This is a genomic window from Streptomyces sp. NPDC046900 (assembly GCF_040644975.1).
Taxonomy (GTDB): Bacteria; Actinomycetota; Actinomycetes; order Streptomycetales; family Streptomycetaceae; genus Streptomyces.
In genome coordinates, this window is record NZ_JBEYXD010000002.1 from 328,828 (window position 1) to 346,890 (window position 18,063).

10 protein-coding genes are annotated in these 18,063 nt (G+C 70.6%); 3 read left to right on the forward strand and 7 right to left on the reverse strand.

All coding sequences use genetic code 11. From position 1 onward, the window contains the following. Nucleotides 1-136: 136 nt before the first annotated feature. A complete protein-coding gene (locus ABZ904_RS03610; RefSeq protein ID WP_361820911.1) occupies nt 137-2,317 on the forward strand; it encodes a hypothetical protein in 2,181 nt (726 codons plus the stop codon). Nucleotides 2,318-2,666: 349 nt separating this feature from the next. Here ABZ904_RS03610 and ABZ904_RS03615 read toward each other — a convergent pair whose 3' ends face one another. Then, on the reverse strand, nt 2,667-5,552 hold the full coding sequence (locus ABZ904_RS03615) for a vitamin B12-dependent ribonucleotide reductase (RefSeq protein ID WP_359394477.1): 2,886 nt from the start codon (nt 5,550-5,552) through the stop codon (nt 2,667-2,669). Nucleotides 5,553-5,701: 149 nt separating this feature from the next. Beyond that, nucleotides 5,702-6,262, reverse strand: coding sequence for a transcriptional regulator NrdR (nrdR, locus tag ABZ904_RS03620; protein WP_359394475.1), 561 nt, complete (start codon nt 6,260-6,262; stop codon nt 5,702-5,704). Nucleotides 6,263-6,780: 518 nt separating this feature from the next. Here nrdR and lexA point away from each other — a divergent pair. Continuing rightward, a complete protein-coding gene (gene lexA / locus ABZ904_RS03625; RefSeq protein WP_361820915.1) occupies nt 6,781-7,560 on the forward strand; it encodes a transcriptional repressor LexA in 780 nt (259 codons plus the stop codon). A gap of 175 nt (nt 7,561-7,735) precedes the next feature. Here lexA and ABZ904_RS03630 read toward each other — a convergent pair whose 3' ends face one another. From ABZ904_RS03630 to ABZ904_RS03645, 4 genes are all read right to left on the reverse strand, one after another. Beyond that, nucleotides 7,736-9,709: an ATP-dependent DNA helicase gene (locus tag ABZ904_RS03630; protein ID WP_359394471.1), complete on the reverse strand. Its 1,974-nt coding sequence runs from the start codon at nt 9,707-9,709 to the stop codon at nt 7,736-7,738. Between the two features lie 414 nt (nt 9,710-10,123). Next, entirely contained in the window at nt 10,124-11,023 is a 900-nt protein-coding gene (locus tag ABZ904_RS03635; protein ID WP_360989614.1) for a GNAT family N-acetyltransferase, read from the reverse strand. A gap of 39 nt (nt 11,024-11,062) precedes the next feature. Further along, nucleotides 11,063-12,913, reverse strand: coding sequence for an IucA/IucC family protein (locus ABZ904_RS03640; RefSeq protein WP_360990138.1), 1,851 nt, complete (start codon nt 12,911-12,913; stop codon nt 11,063-11,065). 318 nt (nt 12,914-13,231) lie between these two features. Continuing rightward, a complete protein-coding gene (locus ABZ904_RS03645; protein ID WP_360989611.1) occupies nt 13,232-14,776 on the reverse strand; it encodes a diaminobutyrate--2-oxoglutarate transaminase family protein in 1,545 nt (514 codons plus the stop codon). A 316-nt stretch (nt 14,777-15,092) separates the two neighbouring features. On the opposite strand from ABZ904_RS03645, the gene ABZ904_RS03650 reads away from it, so the two are divergent. Beyond that, nucleotides 15,093-16,325 (forward strand): hypothetical protein, encoded by a 1,233-nt coding sequence (locus ABZ904_RS03650; protein ID WP_360989608.1) that lies wholly within the window; start codon nt 15,093-15,095, stop codon nt 16,323-16,325. 198 nt (nt 16,326-16,523) lie between these two features. Here ABZ904_RS03650 and hflX read toward each other — a convergent pair whose 3' ends face one another. Next, nucleotides 16,524-18,014, reverse strand: coding sequence for a GTPase HflX (gene hflX, locus ABZ904_RS03655; protein ID WP_360989605.1), 1,491 nt, complete (start codon nt 18,012-18,014; stop codon nt 16,524-16,526). Nucleotides 18,015-18,063 lie beyond the last annotated feature (49 nt).

Below are 18,063 nucleotides of genomic sequence, written 5' to 3' on the forward strand. Positions count from 1 at the left end.
CACGAACCACCGGTCGTGCCGCCCTTTGAAATCCCGCAAGCAAGTGACGGGGCGCGAGCGCTTCAAGTGGCCGACCGGTTCCGCTGTCAGTGGCCGACGGGTTCTGCTGTCAGACGTGGCTGGCACGATGCTTCGCATGGCACTCGTACACCCGCTCGACGGCGTGGACTCCCACTCCTGGTCCTCCTTCTCCCACGCCTACGGCAGCGCGGAGGACCTCCCCGATCTGCTGCGGGCCCTGGTGGAGACCGACGCGGGTCCGGCGGGCGAAGCGCTGTCGGAGTTGTACGGGAGCGTGCTGCATCAGGGGACGGTCTATGCCGCAAGTGCGGAAGTGGCGCCGTTCCTGGCCAGGATCGCGGCGGCCGGCCACCAGGTGACGGACGTGCTGATGCTGCTCGGAGGCATGGCCGAGAGCGAGGACGAGCACGGCGTGGTACCGGGCACGGTCCGGGCCGCCGTGGCGGGACAGCTTCCGCTGCTCCTGCCCCTGATGGACGCCGCCGAGCCGGAGGTCCGCCGGACCGCGGCGTGGGCGGTGTCCCACACGCGTGCCACCGAACTCCTGCTCCCAGCCCTCCGCAGGCGCTGGGAAGAGGAGCCCGAGCCGCTCGTGCTCTCCGAGATCCTTGCCGGGATCTCCCGGCTCGACCCGCAGGCCGGTGCGGCGGTGGCCACCACCGTCCTTGACCCGCGCCGGCCGGCTGAGCTTCGTATGGCCGCCGTCTTCGCCTGCCTCGACGCGGACCTGCCCTGGACCGAGGCACACCACACGACGATGCTGTCCCTTCTGCCGGCCGATCCGCTTGGCGGCGACTGCCTCGACCTCGAACGCAACGAGCCGTTCGCGGCCGTCGTGGAGGCCTTGCTGAACAGGCACCGCCACGCGGACCGGGAGGCGGCGTTCGCGCTGCTCGACGCCGCCCTGCGCGACGGCCGGGCCGAGGTGCGGGCGGAGGCCCTGTGGGCGGCCGACCGCGCGTGCATGCTCTCCCGCAGCGCTCCACCGCGACTGCTGGCGGGCCTGTGTGCCGCGGCCGTCGACGAGGAGGCCGTGGTCGCGATGGCGTCGCTGCTGGGCCGTCTGGACACCGCCGCCGCGACGGCCGCGGACGTCCTGATCCCGCTCGCCGGCCGGAACCCGCAGCAGGCGGACGACCATGCGGACCGCGCCCTGGCTGCGCTCGTCCTTGTCGCGCCCGCCCAGGCCGCGCCACTCCTGGCCGCCGGGCTCGGGCGAAGGCCGCGGGCGCTCGACGCGGCTGCCGGGTTCCTGCGTCGGCCGGACCCCGCTTTCCCGTACGACGCTGAGCTCCTCGGTGCGATCCGGCGCCGCCTCCTGCGGCCCGAGGCCCTGAGCGGGAACGAACCGGGGCTGCTGACCAGCCTTCTGGGCAGATGGGGCGCCCAGGCCACGCCGGCACTGCCCGAGCTGTACAAGGCGCTCGCGCACTTCCCGGGCCAGGTCGCCCCGGCCATCGCCGCCATCGCCGCTGACAGCGCGCCCGGCCAACGCGTCGAGGCGGTCGCGGCGTTGCGGAAGGCGGGCGGGCAGAGTTCACTCCCTGTCGCAAAGGCCTTGTACGACCTCGTCGGCGAGTACGAGCCCCTTGTGCACTGCCTCGGCCAGGAGATCCGGAGCAGCGGCCGCCGGTTCAGGGAAGCCCTCGGGACGGTCGGCGCCCTCGGTCCCTGGGCGGCGGACCTGGCGCCGGCCCTACGCGAGGCGCTCGGCGGCCCGGACCGCGAAACGGTCACGCCCGCGCTGGAGGCGGACACGGCGCTCGCCGAGACACTGTGGCGTGTGACGGAGGACGCCGCCGCGGTGGTCGCCGCCCTGGACTCGGTCTTCGCCCGGGCCGAACAGAACCGCTGGTCCCAGTGGTCGGTGGTGCGGGCCGCTCGTACGACCGCCCTCCTCGGCCCGGCAGGGCGGCCGCTCACCTCCCGCCTGAAGACCCTGCTCGACCATCCCGAGCAGGTACCGGCCGCGGTGCTGGCCCTCACGGCAGTGGCGGAACCCGACTCGCTGGACCGTACGGAACTCGCCGGCGCCGTCCTGCGGTCCGCGGAACTGGAAGCCGACCCGACGGGTGCCTGCGACGCCCTGGAGTCCCTCGGCGCCGCCGCCTTGACCGCCGACCATCTGCGCCGGCTGTCCGCCCTCGCCGACGGCGACGCGCGGATCATCCGCTCGGGAGTGGAAGACCGCATCATCCGCCAGGACGAAGCCTTCCGGAACCGTGTCCGGGCCCTCGTCAACGCCTTCACAGCCCCCGCCGCCCCCGACGCGACCGGGCATCATTCGCCGGAGTAGGCACGTCCGAGCCTGGACGCGCCCCCGCCCGCCCGGGACGGAGACAGTGATCGCCGTAGGCCGCCGCATGGGCCGACCACGACGCTCCGACCCAGCAGGGAGTGGCTCACGGCGACTACGCGAACTGGGAGTGCTGACTCCGGCTCCCTGTCGTCGAGCACCGACCAGGACCGGACCGGTGCCGCACGGCAACGAGTCGCATCCCCGTTACGCATGGCCCACGCAGTTGTCCCCTCGAAGCACCAGGGCTTCGAGGGGACAACTGTCCGGTCACCTTGCCATCAGCCGGTGCCTCACCTGAGGTTCACGCCGACGGATGACCGGGGGGCACGACAAGGCCGGTCGTTCTTCAGCTGCAGCCGCTCGTAGAACCGCAGCCCTCGCAGATGTAGCAGGAGCCCGCCCGCTGCATCTTCGTGCCGCAGGAGAAGCACAGCGGGGCGTCCGCCTGGATGCCCAGCTGCATCTCCACCAGCTCGGCGCTGGTGTGCGCCTGCTGCGGGGCCGGCTTGGCCGTGGCGGCCTCCGCCTTCGGTGTGGCGACCGCCTTCAACTCCTGGGTGCGCGGGGCCGACTGGGCCAGGCCCTCGACGTCGACCTCGTCGTCGGCGGGCTCGTAGGAGCCGGTCTCCAGGTGGCGCTGACGCTCCTCGGCGGAGTGGATGCCGAGCGCGGAGCGCGTCTCGAAGGGCAGGAAGTCCAGCGCGAGGCGGCGGAAGATGTAGTCGACGATCGACTGCGCCATCCGCACGTCCGGGTCGTCCGTCATACCGGCCGGCTCGAAGCGCATGTTGGTGAACTTCGAGACGTAGGTCTCCAGCGGCACGCCGTACTGCAGGCCCACCGAGACGGCGATGGAGAAGGCGTCCATCATGCCCGCGAGGGTCGAGCCCTGCTTGGACATCTTCAGGAAGACCTCGCCGAGACCGTCGTCCGGGTAGGAATTGGCGGTCATGTAGCCCTCGGCACCGCCGACGGTGAAGGACGTGGTGATACCGGGACGGCCCTTCGGGAGACGCTTGCGGACCGGGCGGTACTCGACGACCTTCTCGACCTTGGCCTCGGCGGCGGGCGTCTCGGCCTTCTCCGGGGCCGGCTCCTTCTTCTTGGCGGAGAGCGGCTGGCCGACCTTGCAGTTGTCGCGGTAGATCGCGAGCGCCTTGATGCCCAGCTTCCAGGCCTCGAAGTAGATCTCCTCGACCTCCTCGACGGTCGCCGTCTCCGGCATGTTGACCGTCTTGGAGATGGCGCCGGAGATCCACGGCTGGATCGCGGCCATCATGCGGACGTGGCCCATCGGGGAGATGGCGCGCTCGCCCATGGCGCAGTCGAAGACCTCGTAGTGCTCGTGCTTGAGGCCCGGCGCGTCGATCACATTGCCGTGCTCGGCGATGTGGGCGACGATCGCCTCGATCTGCTCCTCCTGGTAGCCGAGGCGGCGCAGCGCCTGCGGCACGGTGCCGTTGACGATCTGCATCGAGCCACCGCCGACCAGCTTCTTGAACTTGACCAGCGCCAGGTCGGGCTCGACACCGGTGGTGTCGCAGGACATCGCGAGACCGATGGTGCCGGTCGGCGCGAGGACGGACGCCTGGGAGTTGCGGAAGCCGTTCTTCTCACCGAGGCGGAGCACGTCCTGCCAGGCCTCCGTGGCGGCGGCCCACACCGGGGTGTCGAGGTCGTCCATGCGGACGGCTTCGGCGTTGGCGTCCGAGTGCTGCTTCATGACGCGCAGGTGCGGCTGCTCGTTGCGGGCGTAGCCGTCGTACGGGCCGACGACCGCGGCCAGCTCGGCGGAACGCTTGTACGCCGTGCCGGTCATCAGGGAGGTGATGGCACCGGCCAGCGCGCGGCCGCCGTCGGAGTCGTAGGCGTGGCCGGTCGCCATCAGAAGGGCGCCGAGGTTGGCGTAGCCGATGCCCAGCTGGCGGAAGGCGCGGGTGTTCTCGCCGATCTTCTGGGTCGGGAAGTCCGCGAAGCAGATCGAGATGTCCATCGCGGTGATGACCAGCTCGACGACCTTGGCGAAGCGCTCGACCTCGAAGGACTGGTGGCCCTTGCTGTCGTCCTTCAGGAACTTCATCAGGTTCAGCGAGGCGAGGTTGCAGGACGTGTTGTCCAGGTGCATGTACTCGCTGCAGGGGTTCGAGCCGTTGATACGGCCGGACTCCGGACACGTGTGCCAGTGGTTGATCGTGTCGTCGTACTGGATGCCGGGGTCGGCGCAGGCCCAGGCGGCCTCGGCCATCTTGCGGAAGAGGGCCTTGGCGTCGACCTCCTCGATGACCTCGCCGGTCATACGGGCACGAAGGCCGAACTTCCCGCTGGTCTCGACGGCCTTCATGAAGGTGTCGTTGACGCGGACCGAGTTGTTGGCGTTCTGGTACTGCACGGAGGTGATGTCGTCACCGCCGAGGTCCATGTCGAAGCCCGCGTCGCGCAGGGCGCGGATCTTCTCCTCTTCCTTCACCTTCGTCTCGATGAAGTCCTCGACGTCCGGGTGGTCGACGTCCAGGATGACCATCTTGGCGGCGCGGCGAGTGGCACCGCCCGACTTGATCGTTCCTGCGGAGGCGTCGGCACCGCGCATGAAGGAGACCGGACCGGAGGCGTTGCCGCCCGAGGAGAGCAGTTCCTTGGAGGAGCGGATGCGGGACAGGTTCAGGCCGGCGCCGGAGCCGCCCTTGAAGATCATGCCCTCTTCCTTGTACCAGTCGAGGATCGACTCCATGGAGTCGTCGACGGACAGGATGAAGCAGGCGGAGACCTGCTGGGGCTGCGGGGTGCCCACGTTGAACCAGACGGGGCTGTTGAAGCTGAAGATCTGGTGCAGGAGGGCGTAGGCCAGCTCGTGCTCGAAGATCTCCGCGTCGGCGGGCGAGGAGAAGTACTTGTAGTCCTCACCGGCCTTCCGGTACGTCTTCACGATGCGGTCGATCAGCTGCTTCAGGCTGGTCTCGCGCTGCGGGGTGCCGACGGCACCCCGGAAGTACTTGCTGGTGACGATGTTGACCGCGTTCACCGACCAGAACTCGGGGAACTCGACGCCACGCTGCTCGAAGTTGACCGAGCCGTCGCGCCAGTTGGTCATGACGACGTCACGGCGCGCCCACTCGACCTCGTCGTACGGGTGCACCCCGGGGGTCGTGTGAATGCGCTCGATACGCAGCCCCTTGGTGGCCTTGGCGCCCTTCGCTCGGGAACCTCGTGCCGGACCGCTCGCCGTCTCTGTCATGCCGCCTCCCTATATCAGGCAAAAACGCCCTGACGTGCCCTTTTCTTCCCAGGCACGGTTTATGTGTCAACGTGTCACGCGCGCCATGAGGGGGCGCGTGACGGGTCTGTGTGTGCCGCCGGCCGAGCCGGTACCCCCCGGCCCCCCGATCAGTCGGCGGCGGCGGGCACGGGGACGTCGGCCGTCGCTCCGGACCCGCGGTCGGTTCCCTGGCGCTCCGCGACGGCGTTCCCGTGGTCGTCGTCGACCCCGGCGGCGCGCCCGCGCTGCTGCTCCCTGAGTTCCGCGATGGCGGCCTCGAAGTCCTCCAGCGAGTCGAACGCCCGGTAGACGGACGCGAATCGCAAGAAGGCCACAAGGTCGAGTTCCTGCAAGGGGCCGAGTATGGCCAGGCCCACGTCGTGGGTGGTCAGCTCGGCGCTACCGGTGGCCCGCACCGCCTCCTCGACCCGCTGGCCGAGCTGGGCGAGTGCGTCCTCGGTGACCGGCCGCCCCTGGCATGCCTTGCGCACACCGTTGATGATCTTGGTGCGGCTGAAGGGCTCGGTGACTCCGGACCGCTTGACCACCATGAGAGAGCACGTCTCCACGGTGGTGAAACGACGGGAGCAGTCCGGGCACTGGCGGCGCCTGCGAATGGACGTGCCGTCATCGGTCGTACGACTGTCGACGACACGGCTGTCGGGGTGCCTGCAGAAGGGGCAGTGCATGGCTCCATCCCTCCTTTTCAGCATGACTCATTGGCCTCTCGGGCCCCATGGGCCTCTTGAAGCAGCCCCAAGCATAGGCGATCACCCGAGCCATGGTGACCGGGGGGACCACAACTTGTGGGCTACGACTGCAATCCAACCACTACATCTAGCGATTGGCTCGTACATTCGGCGACGACACGCAGATCGAGCGTGATTGGCACATGCCGCACGGCCATACCGAAACGAGCCATGCGCGGATACGGTGGACACGGCATGGAGATGGGAGTCGGTTCCCCATCCACGGGACACCGGATGGCAGACTGGGCGCCGGCTACGGCGGCTCACAAGGCGATCTTCCCGGCGCTGCACAGTACGGCAAGGAGCAGATTCCCCCACCCGGGGGTGACGTCGGCCGTACACCCGGACACCTGATCGCGTCAGGTAATTCGTGGTTTTTCACTCGAACGTGTGTTTGGCGCAACCTTTCGAAAGCAACTACCGTTGTGCTGCACGGGAGACCATCGAGAGGGGCCGACGTGACCACCACCACAGACAGTGCCACCATCACTGCCCAGGACCGCTCCCAGGGCCGACTCGAGCCGGTGCATGCCATGAACGAAGCCACGAACCCCGAGGGGGCCAAGAGGTCCCTGCCCGGTCGGCCTCCAGGCATCCGGGCGGACAGCTCAGGGCTGACCGACCGGCAGCGCAGGGTGATCGAAGTCATCCGGGACTCGGTGCAGCGGCGCGGCTACCCGCCGTCCATGCGTGAGATCGGCCAGGCCGTGGGCCTCTCCAGCACCTCCTCGGTGGCACACCAGCTGATGGCTCTGGAGCGCAAGGGCTTCCTGCGCCGCGACCCGCACCGCCCGCGCGCGTATGAGGTGCGCGGATCGGACCAGCCGGCCTCCGTCCAGCCCACGGACACCGCGGGCAAGCCCGCCGCGTCGTACGTCCCGCTCGTCGGCCGCATCGCCGCCGGTGGCCCCATCCTCGCCGAGGAGTCGGTGGAGGACGTCTTCCCGCTGCCCCGGCAGCTCGTCGGCGACGGTGAGCTGTTCGTCCTGAAGGTCGTCGGCGACTCCATGATCGAAGCCGCCATCTGCGACGGCGACTGGGTCACGGTCCGCCGTCAGCCCGTCGCCGAGAACGGCGACATCGTGGCCGCCATGCTCGACGGCGAGGCCACCGTCAAGCGCTTCAAGCGCGAGGACGGCCATGTGTGGCTGCTGCCGCACAACTCCGCGTACCAGCCGATCCCCGGTGACGAGGCGACGATCCTCGGCAAGGTGGTGGCGGTGCTGCGGCGCGTGTGACGCCGCCGTGGCGGGCGGATGTGCACCGCGCCCGCCCTCGATCCGGGCCCCGGGACCCCTGCGCCGGTTCCGGGGCCCATGCTGTCCTCAGCCGTGGCACACCAGGTCACTACGCTGTCCCCCGGCCGCGGCCGGGGGACAGCGTAGTGACCTGCACAAACGCGGGCCCACCCGGCTACCCGTCCTGCGCCCTCGCCGCCGCGTCGATCGCCGCCAGGGACCTGCGCACCTGATTACGGTCCGTGGTGTACCAGAAGCCGGGCAGTGACGCCTTCAGATAGTTTCCGTAGCGAGCTGTGGCCAGCCGCTGGTCCAGTACGGCGACCACACCGCGGTCCTCTGAGGCCCGCACCAGCCGCCCCGCGCCCTGTGCCATCAGCAGCGCGGCGTGTGTCGCGGCCACGGCCATGAAGCCATTGCCTCCGGCGTCCTCGACGGCCTTCTGCCGGGCGCTCATCAGCGGGTCGTCGGGGCGCGGGAAGGGGATCTTGTCCATGACGACGAGCTGGCAGCTGGGACCCGGGACGTCGACGCCCTGCCACAGCGAGAGGGTGCCGAACAGACAGGTCTTCGGGTCGGCGGCGAAGTTCTTGATCAACTCGCCGAGCGTCTCCTCGCCCTGCAGGAGGATCGGGAACTCGGGGATGCGGGTGCGCAGCTCCTCGGCGGCGAGCTGGGCGCCCCGCATCGATGAGAACAGGCCCAGAGTGCGGCCGCCGGCCGCCTGGATCAGCTCCGTCAGCTCGTCCAGCATGTCCGCGCGATCGCCGTCGCGTGCGGGGCGCGACAGATGCTTGGCGACGTACAGGATGCCCTGCTTCGGATAGTCGAAGGGCGAGCCGACATCCACGCCCTTCCACTGGGGCAGATCGTCTCCCTCTGTGCCCTCGGGGGCGAGACCGAGAGATGCCCCGACGCCGTTGAAGTCGCCACCCAGCTTCAGCGTCGCCGAGGTCAGGGTCACCGAACGGTCCGCGAAGAGCTTCTCCCGCAGGAGCCCCGACACGGACATCGGGGCGACACGCAACGTCGCGCCGAAGCGGTCGTGGCGCTCGTACCAGACGACGTCCCACTCGGAGCCGTTGGTGATCCGCTCCGCCACGTCGTGCACGCCTTCCACGGAGGCAAGCGCCTGCTTGCGGACCGCGTCCTCGTCCTGCACCGACTTGTCGCGAGTCGTCCCGAGCGCGGAGATCACGGTACGGGCGGCGTCCCGCAGCGCCATGAGGGCGTAGCCGAGGTCCTCCGGGATCTCCTCGAGGCGGCCGGGCAGGGCGAGCTCCATCAGCCGCTCGAAGCCCTCGGCGGCGGTCTGGAGCTGGTCGGCGGCCTTTTCGTTGACCAGCTTGGCGGCGCGCCGCACGGCGCGGTTGACCTGGCCGGGGGTGAGTTCGCCGGTGGCCACGCCCGTCACCCGGGAGACCAGCTCGTGGGCCTCGTCGACGATCAGGACCTCGTGCTGCGGGAGGACCGGGGCGCCCTCGATGGCGTCGATCGCGAGCAGCGCGTGGTTCGTGACGACGACCTCCGCGAGTTTGGCGCGCTCGCGGGCCAGCTCGGCGAAGCACTCGGCGCCGTACGCGCACTTCGAGGCGCCCAGGCACTCCCGGGACGACACCGACACCTGGGCCCAGGCGCGGTCCGAGACGCCCGGGGTGAGGTCGTCGCGGTCGCCGCTCTCCGTCTCCTGGGACCAGTCGCGCAGCCGCAACAGGTCCTGGCCCAGCTTGCTCGAGGGCACGGCGGCCTCGAACTGGTCGAAGAGGCCGTCCTCCTCGTCCTGCGGCATGCCCTCGTGCAGGCGATGCAGGCACACGTAGTTCGACCGGCCTTTGAGCATCGCGAACTCGGGGCGGCGGCGCAGCAGCGGGTGCAGCGCCTCGACCGTGCGCGGCAGGTCCCGCTCGACCAGCTGACGCTGCAGCGCCAGGGTGGCGGTCGCCACGACGACGGGCTCCCCGTGGGCGAGCGCGGGCACCAGATAGCCCAGGGACTTTCCGGTACCGGTGCCGGCCTGGACCAGCAGGTGGGATCCGTCGTCGATGGCCTCCGCGACGGCTTGGGCCATGGTCACCTGGCCGGGGCGCTCCGTGCCGCCGACAGCTGTGACGGCTGCATGCAGGAGTTCGGGGAGTGAGGGCTTCGTCATAGCGCGACCACCCTACGACCCGCCACCGACAATCGGGCTCTCAAGCCCACAGCGCACAGGAGGCTCACGCGGGGCGCGCGGGGTTCGGAACGCGTTCCGGTGCGGCGGGTGGGCGCGGTGCGGCCGGTGGACACGACAGGGAACTCCTGGATTGAGGACGGCGGTCCCCCTCGAATGAGGGACAGGCGGTCACCTTTCGGCTGGGGGACCGAGGGCAGGCGGTCGCCCCTCGGCTGAAAACGCTGAGGGCCGGTGGTCACCTCGGCCCAGGGGCGCTGAGGGCAAGCGGCCATTCCTCGGCCGGGGACGTCGAGGACGGGTGGACGCCCTCGCGACTGGGGACGCCGGAAACCAGCCGTCACCCCTCGGCTGAGGATCCGCAGTCGACCGGGAACCGGGGCCGGACGCGGATCGTTACAGAGAGTGATGGTGCTGTAGCAGAGGCCGCAGCGCCCGGTCCCGGACCATCAGGGCGGCCCGCTTGTCGGGCAGGTCGACCTCGGCCGAGAACCGGAAACCGGCGTTCAGGAAAGCGGCGACGGAAGGGGTGTTGCGGATGTCGGGTTCGGCGATGACACGTGCACAGGCGGCACGCCGTTCGAGTACGAGGTCGGCGACGGCGCGCAGCAGAGTGGAGCCGAGTCCGCGCCCACGGTCGGCGACACCGCCGATGAGGAGGTGCAGACCGGTGTCATGGGGCCGGGCCGGGTAGTAGCGGGCCAGGGGATCCAGATCCGCGCGGTAGATCTCCCAGTAGCTCATGGGTGTCCCGTCCAGCACGCCCAGACAGGGGACGCTGCGTCCGTCACCCACGAGTTGGGCGCGCAGGTGCCGCTCGGTCACCGTCGCGTCTCCTGCCAGGTCCCAGAAGACCGCCACGGCGGGGTCGTTCATCCAACGGGCGATCAGGGCGAGGTCGCGCTCGGGGCGGACGGGGACGAGGTGGAAGACGCCCACGGAGGTGGCGACCTCGCCCCAGTCCGAGACGTGGTCGAGGAGGTCGTCGTCCTGCGGGGTGCCAAGACGCGTGACGGATAAGTCAGATACGGCAGGGGCGGCCGACACAGGGGGCGCTTCGGTCGACTCGGTGGCAGTGGTGGGACCGGCCGCCCTGCTCGGTCCCCCCTCCTCGTCCGCGCGGAGCGCCGTGAACTGGTCGGGAAGCCGGAGGTCGAGGGTGTCCTCGCAGTCCGGGCCCGCCGGGCCGGAACCCGGAACCGGACGGGTTTCGGCAGCCGGTCCGGAGCCCCGCTCGGTGTCGGGCTCCGGGGCGGAGGCGGTGCCGGCGCCGCTGCTCATATCGATGGGAGGCACGGCGAGGCTCCTCTCAGGAGACGGGATGGGTCACGTTCCTCAGGAATGCAGGGGGTTGGTGATGGTGACGTAGACGGACTGGCTGTCCACCGGGCCGACAAGTTCGTCCAGGCCGTGCAGCCGGGTCAGCAGATTGGCCTTGCAGCGCAGGACGGGTGATTCGAGCAGGCGGGCGGGCAAGGGAGTGCGCAGCCGGTCGGGCCCGGTGGCGGCCTCGGCGAGGAAGCGCCGGAAGGCGGCGAGCAGCACCCGTTCGTCGGCGAGCCGCTGCGAGCCGAACGCGCCGATGAGACCGAGCACGTTGTTGATGCCGAGGTAGTAGGCGAAGCGTTCGTCGGTCACCTCGTCGGAGACGAACGTGTCGCTGTGCTCGCCGATGCCGGGCAGCCGTGCGTCGAGTTCGGCGCGGCGGGACTCCCGGAAGTAGTAGCCCTGGTTGTCACGGTAGCGGCCGCCCGTGGGCCAGCCCTCCGGGTCCAGCAGGACCACGGTGTTCTGCTGGTGTGCCTCCAGGGCCACACCGGCCTCGGCGTCCAGCCACAGCACGGGGCGCACCACTCGTTCGAGGTAGCGCAGGAACCACTCGGTGGCGACGGCTCCGCGCGAGCGGCCGGTGCGCCCGGCGAGGCGGGTGACGGTCTCGGCGAGCCGCGAGCGCAGCACGGGATGCCGTTGCCCCGCCGCCTGGACGCGGGGCTTCGGCGAGACGAGACCCGCGACGCAGGAGACGTCGTCCGTGGGACCGAACGGGTTGTGGCGGATGACCACGTCCAGTCCGGGCACCGGGGTGCCGTCCGTGTCGTCGACGGCGATCCAGGCCGGGTCGCGCACGATGTCGAACCCGGGGTGCACGGACCGCCACTGCTTGCCCAGGCCGCCACGCAGCAGACGGTGCACTTCGACGCCACGGTGGAGTTCCTTGCGGAGGTTCTCACGGCGGGAGTTGGTGATGCGCAAGCCCAGCGAGAGCTTGAGCATCGCCGGGGCGCCCGAGCGGTGGACCGTGCGAATGGATGAGGTGGGATGCCAGGGGCCGCCGTGCGGACCGAGGTCTCGGAGCAGTCCGGCGTCCAGCAGCGCCGCGGCCTCGGGGCGGAGCCGGATCTCACGCGCCTGCCAGGGGTGCAGTGGCAGCGGGGTGAATCCGTCGGGTAGTGGAAGCCCGGCGCCGGCGAGCCACTGGGCCAGTCGGCCGGCGGGCACGGGGCGGCCGCGTTTGGTCCATGCCGAGTCCGCCGCGAGCACCGGCGGCGCGACGGCCAGCCAGTGCAGGGGGAAGGAGCCGCGCAGTTCGGGCGAGTAGAGCCGTGCCTCCGCATCGGAGAGTCCCTCGCGGCTCTTGGCCGTGGGATGCCACGGGTGCCCGAGCACCAGCGCCTGCTCTGCGGAGAGAAAGAGGTCCGCTCCGTCAACGGGGCGCTCGCGGCGCGCCGCGACGAAGGCCGTCGTGTGGCGTACGGAGTCGGCGACGCGCGCCACCAGATCGGCGACATGCCCGGGAGCGGAGCCGGACGAGGGAGCCGGTCCGGTCTCGCGCGCCAGCAGGGTGGCCACCGTCAGCGCGTCCGCGGGCGGGGCCGTCTCGGGTGCGCCGGCCAGGTACGGCGGGCCGAACCGGTGCCAGCCGGTCGGGGACCAGTAGGAGACCGGGACGAGGAGGGCCGTACCGCTGGCGGGGAGCGGGATGCGCAGAGTGCCGTCGACGGGAGCGGAGAGGTCGTGCTCGCGGACCCAGCAGCGCAGCAGGTTCTCCACGGTCGCGGCGTGGGCCGCCGTGTGCGGATCGGGGTGTTCCAGCAGGTCGGTGCTGGCGCCGCGCCTCTCGTCGGCCTCCGGTGACGCGGTCCCCTGCGCGGGCACCGTGTGAAACCCGGGGGCGGTGGCCTGCATGCTGCCGAACTCCCGCTCGAGGCCGGACTCTCCCCCGGAGCCGGCCCTCCGCGTGGGACCGGCCTCTCTCTCGGGGCTCCGGAAACCGCCGTGGGGGATCGGGGTGGCGTTCAAGGTCGTTCCTCGTGAGATGTCCAGCTCGTGCGGCGAGGGCCGAGCGGTACGGGCGTGCGGGCGGATGCGGTGCCTTGGACCTATCTGAGGGCCTCGGGCCGGAGTCGGAAGGCACGGGCGAGGGCGAGATGAGAGTGAAGGGCGAGTGACTCCTCGGCTGTGGTGTCGCAGTGGTGTCGGTTCGCGCAGCAGGAGATGCGCGGCTCAGGAGATGACAGGCCCCCGGGCCACGGCGGCCACGGCGTCCGCCAGCCGGTCCAGGACCGCGCTCGTCTGCTCGTCGCTGATGGTGAGCGGCGGCAGCAGCCGGACGACGCTCGCATGGCGGCCGCCCAGTTCCACGATCAGGCCGCGCCGCAGGCACTCCTGCTGGACGGCGGCGGCCAGTGCGGGCGCGGCAGGACGCGGTCCTGCGCCCCCGGGATCGTCGGTCGGGGCCAGCGGGAGTGCCGGTGCGGGTGCGCACTCGGGGTCCACCAGCTCGAGGCCGATCATCAGACCGCGGCCGCGCACATCGCCGATGCACCCGAACTCCGCCGCCAAGGAGCGCAGTTCGGCCAGCATGCGGGTGCCGAGCGCAGCGGCGCGTTCGGCGAGGCCGTTCTCACGGACGTATCGGAGGGTCGCGGTGCCGGCGGCCATGGCGAGCTGGTTGCCGCGGAACGTGCCGGCGTGGGCGCCGGGACGCCAGACGTCCAGATCGTCGCGGTAGACGACGACGGCGAGTGGCAGACTGCCGCCGATCGCCTTGGAGAGGACCATCACATCGGGGATCACCCCGCTGTGCTCGACCGCCCAGAAACGTCCCGTGCGGCCCACACCGGTCTGCACCTCGTCCGCGATCAGCGGGATCGACCGGGTCTCGGTGATCTGGCGCATGCGGCGCATCCAGGCGTCGGGCGCGGGGTTGACGCCGCCCTCCCCCTGAACCGGTTCGAGGATCATCCCGGCCGGCAGTGTCACGCCTGACTTGTCGTCGTCGAGGAGGGACTCGGTCCAGCGGGCGGCGAGTTCGGCACCGCGATCGCCGCCGACACCGAAGGGGCAGCGGTAGTCCTGCGGGAACGGCAGGCGGGTCACCCGGACGTCGGTCGCGCCTCCGGACGCCTGCAGTGCCCCGGCGGTCATCCCGTGATAGGCGCCGGTGAAGGCGAGGATCCCGCTCCGGCCGGTGGCCGCGCGTACCAGCTTGAGCGCGGCCTCCACGGCGTCGGTCCCGGCCGGACCGCAGAACTGCACACGCGCGCGGTCGGCGAAGCCGGGGGGCAGGGTGCCGAACAGCTCGGTGGTGAAAGCGTCCTTGACGGGCGTGGCCAGGTCCAGGACGTGCAGCGGCGCACCGGAGTCGAGGACGTTGCGGATCGCTTCCAGAACCACCGGGTGGTTGTGCCCGAGGGCCAGCGTGCCCGCGCCGGAGAGGCAGTCGAGGTAGCGGCGGCCGTCCGCGCCCTCGATCGTGAGTCCGCGCGCCCGCACGGGCACGATCGGGAGGGCGCGCGCATAGGTGCGAGCAGCCGATTCGCGCGCCGACTGGCGTCGCAGAATGCCCTCGTGCGCGGCGCGCACCGCTCCGGTCCCGCGCGTCGTCTCGCGCACGGAACACTCCGCCTCGGCTGCCCCGCACTCCTCCGGTTCGCCCTCCACCGGCACCAACGCAGTCTCCGTCACGGTCACGACGACAGTTCCTCCCGCTGTCCAGAGGGAATGGGGGCGAGCGTTTGAGCGCGGTCGGCAGTTCCCCCCGTACATACCAACGACGTGAACGGCCTGTGGAAGCGGTCGGGGGCGAAATTCATACCGCTGATCCCCTGAACGGCCGTGCGAGGCGGGCGCTTCGCACCAGCCGTCACCCGGGTCCCGATGCCGGACCCGTCCTGTGCGACGGAGGTGCGTCGATGATCGCGGCCGTGACGGAACCGTTGCCGTTCCGCGGGAAGTCCCGCACAGCGAGCGCATAGTGTCTGGTGTCGTTCAGTGACATCGGATGATCATCCAAGATGTCCCGCCGTCCCACGGCGGTGCGCCGATCCTGTCAGACGGGTTCATTCCAGGGGGAGTTCAGACCATGCGATCCATACGCCCACTCTTCGCCGCCCGCCGGGAAAGGAGCGTTCGTCGCACCACCTCCCCCGTGCTGGCCGCAGTCGGCCTGGCCACGGCACTGGCGCTGACCGCGACCGCGTGCGACTCGAGCGGGGACGCCAAGGCGGGCGGTGAGGCGAGCGCGTCCGTCTCCGCCTCCGCCGCGGGCGCCGGCAAGATCAAGATCCCGGACGACATCAAGCGGAAGCTCCGGGAACACGGGATCGACATCGACAAGTGGAAGAACGGCGCCTGGAAGAACTGGGACAAGGACGACTGGCTGCGCGAGGCCGACGAGTTCGTCAACCCGATCATCCAGGGGCTGTGGAACCCGGACCGGATGCGCAAGGCCAACGACCCGGACAAGGGTGTCGACGCCAACGACCTCTCGGGCGACCAGGGCGTAACCGACCCGACCCCGGCGCCGGTGCAGGCACAGGCGGTGCGGCCCGCCTATCACGACAGCGCGCCCACGGCGGGCAAGGTGTTCTTCGACTCGCCCGAGGGCACGATGGTCTGCTCGGCGACGGTGGTCGAGGACCCGGCCCATCCCGGCAAGTCCAACCTCGTGTGGACCGCGGGCCACTGTGTGCACGCGGGCCGCAAGGGCGGCTGGTACCGCAACATCGCGTTCGTGCCGGCGTACAACAACGCGGGCAGGACGGAAGCCGAACTGCAGAGCGCGACGCGGGAGCAAATCGCCCCGTACGGCGTCTGGTGGGGTGACTGGGCGCAGACCTCGGACCAGTGGATCGAGCGGGGAAACGAGACCGGTGGCCAGGGCGCGCCGTACGACTTCGCCGTGATCCATGTGACCCCGGAGCAGGGCAACGGCGGCAAGTCCCTGGAGGAGACGGTCGGTTCGGCCCTTCCGGTGAACTTCAACGCGCCGGCCGTACCGAAGGTCGACAGCATCACGGCGACCGGTTACCCGGCCGCGGCGCCGTTCGACGGCCAGAAGCTGTACCAGTGCCAGGACAAGCCGGGCCGGCTGTCGATCGTGCGGACGGATCCGACGATGTACCGCATCGGCTGCACCATGACGGGCGGTTCGTCCGGCGGCGGCTGGGTGGAGAGGGGCAGCGACGGCAAGCCGGCGCTGGTGTCCAACACCTCGATCGGCCCGGTGACCTCCGGCTGGCTGGCGGGCCCGCGCCTGGGGGACGTGGCCAAGGGCATCTACACGTCGGTCAGCAAGAAGTTCGCGAACCAGTGACAGGCTGAACGCCACGCACAAGGCCCGCTCCCTTGGACAGGGAGCGGGCCTTTCGTGCAGGTGGGTCACCCTGACGTACCGGTCCGGCGGGACTCGGGCAGTCGTCGGTCCCGTGGGACTCCGGCGTCGCCGACCGCGTCATGCCTGGGACCGCCGCCGGTCACGTCCTGACGGGGACCGGCAGCGCTCCGTCGTGGCTCAGAGCGCCGGAGCCGGAGCGTACGGGGCGAGCTCCGCGGCCAGTTCCTCGTGCACCCGTACCTTGAGCAGGGTGCCCTCCGGGGTGTGCTCCTCGGAGATCACCTCGCCCTCGGAGTGGGCGCGCGCGACCAGACGGCCGTGCGTGTAGGGCACGAGCGCCTCGATCTCGACCGACGGCCTGGGCAGCTCGTTGTCGATGAGCGCGAGCAGTTCCGCGATGCCCCTGCCCGTGCGCGCCGAGACCGCGATGGCGCGCTTCTCCGTCCGCAGCAGCCGCTGGAGCACCAGCGGATCGGCCGCGTCCGCCTTGTTGATGACGACGATCTCGGGAACGTCGGTCGCGCCGACGTCGCTGATCACCTCACGCACTGCGGCCAGCTGCTCCTCGGGGACCGGGTGGGAGCCGTCCACCACGTGCAGGATCAGGTCGGAGTCACCGACCTCCTCCATGGTGGAGCGGAACGCCTCGACCAGGTGGTGGGGCAGATGCCGCACGAAACCGACGGTGTCGGCCAGCGTGTACAGCCGCCCGCTCGGGGTCTCGGCCCGGCGCACGGTCGGGTCCAGGGTCGCGAACAGTGCGTTCTCGACCAGGACGCCCGCGCCCGTGAGGCGGTTGAGCAGAGAGGACTTGCCGGCGTTGGTGTAACCCGCGATGGCGACCGACGGCACCTTGTGGCGCCGGCGCTCCTGGCGCTTGATCTCGCGGCCGGTCTTCATCTCCGCGATCTCCCGGCGCATCTTCGCCATCTTCTCGCGGATCCGCCGCCGGTCCGTCTCGATCTTGGTCTCACCGGGACCACGGGTCGCCAGGCCGCCACTGCCGCCGCCCATCTGCCGGGACAGGGACTGACCCCAGCCTCGGAGCCTCGGCAGCATGTACTGCATCTGTGCGAGCGCGACCTGCGCCTTGCCCTCTCGGGACTTCGCGTGCTGGGCGAAGATGTCCAGGATCAGGGCCGTGCGGTCGATGACCTTGACCTTGACGACGTCCTCGAGGTGGATCAGCTGGCCCGGGCTGAGCTCACCGTCGCAGATGACGGTGTCGGCGCCCGTGTCGATCACGATGTCCCGCAGCTCCTGGGCCTTGCCGGAGCCGATGTACGTGGCGGCGTCGGGCTTGTCGCGGCGCTGGATCACACCGTCCAGCACCAGCGCGCCCGCGGTCTCCGCGAGGGCCGCCAGCTCGGCGAGCGAGTTCTCCGTGTCCTGCACGGTCCCCGAGGTCCACACGCCGACGAGCACGACGCGTTCGAGGCGCAACTGCCGGTACTCGACCTCGGTGACGTCCTCGAGCTCGGTGGACAGGCCCGCCACGCGGCGCAGCGCCGCGCGCTCGGAGCGGTCGAACTGGTCGCCGTCCCGCTCTCCGTCGAACTCGTGGCTCCAGGCGACGTCCTCTTCCATCAGGGCATCGGCCCGAAGACCTTCGGGGTAGGCGTGCGCGAAGCGCTGGGTGTCCTGGGAAGGGGAAGAAGAGGAGGTCATTGGGTCCTTACGTCGTTGGGGATACCGCTTGCGGCGGCGGAGCCGGCCG

Coding starts and splice junctions, on each gene's coding strand:
- nrdR (WP_359394475.1), bottom strand. CDS start 6,262: ATGCACTGCCCCTTCTGCAGGCACCCCGACAGCCGTGTCGTCGACAGT.
- ABZ904_RS03630 (WP_359394471.1), bottom strand. CDS start 9,709: ATGACGAAGCCCTCACTCCCCGAACTCCTGCATGCAGCCGTCACAGCT.
- ABZ904_RS03650 (WP_360989608.1), top strand. CDS start 15,093: ATGCGATCCATACGCCCACTCTTCGCCGCCCGCCGGGAAAGGAGCGTT.
- hflX (WP_360989605.1), bottom strand. CDS start 18,014: ATGACCTCCTCTTCTTCCCCTTCCCAGGACACCCAGCGCTTCGCGCAC.
- ABZ904_RS03645 (WP_360989611.1), bottom strand. CDS start 14,776: ATGTACGGGGGGAACTGCCGACCGCGCTCAAACGCTCGCCCCCATTCC.
- ABZ904_RS03640 (WP_360990138.1), bottom strand. CDS start 12,913: ATGCAGGCCACCGCCCCCGGGTTTCACACGGTGCCCGCGCAGGGGACC.
- ABZ904_RS03615 (WP_359394477.1), bottom strand. CDS start 5,552: ATGACAGAGACGGCGAGCGGTCCGGCACGAGGTTCCCGAGCGAAGGGC.
- ABZ904_RS03610 (WP_361820911.1), top strand. CDS start 137: ATGGCACTCGTACACCCGCTCGACGGCGTGGACTCCCACTCCTGGTCC.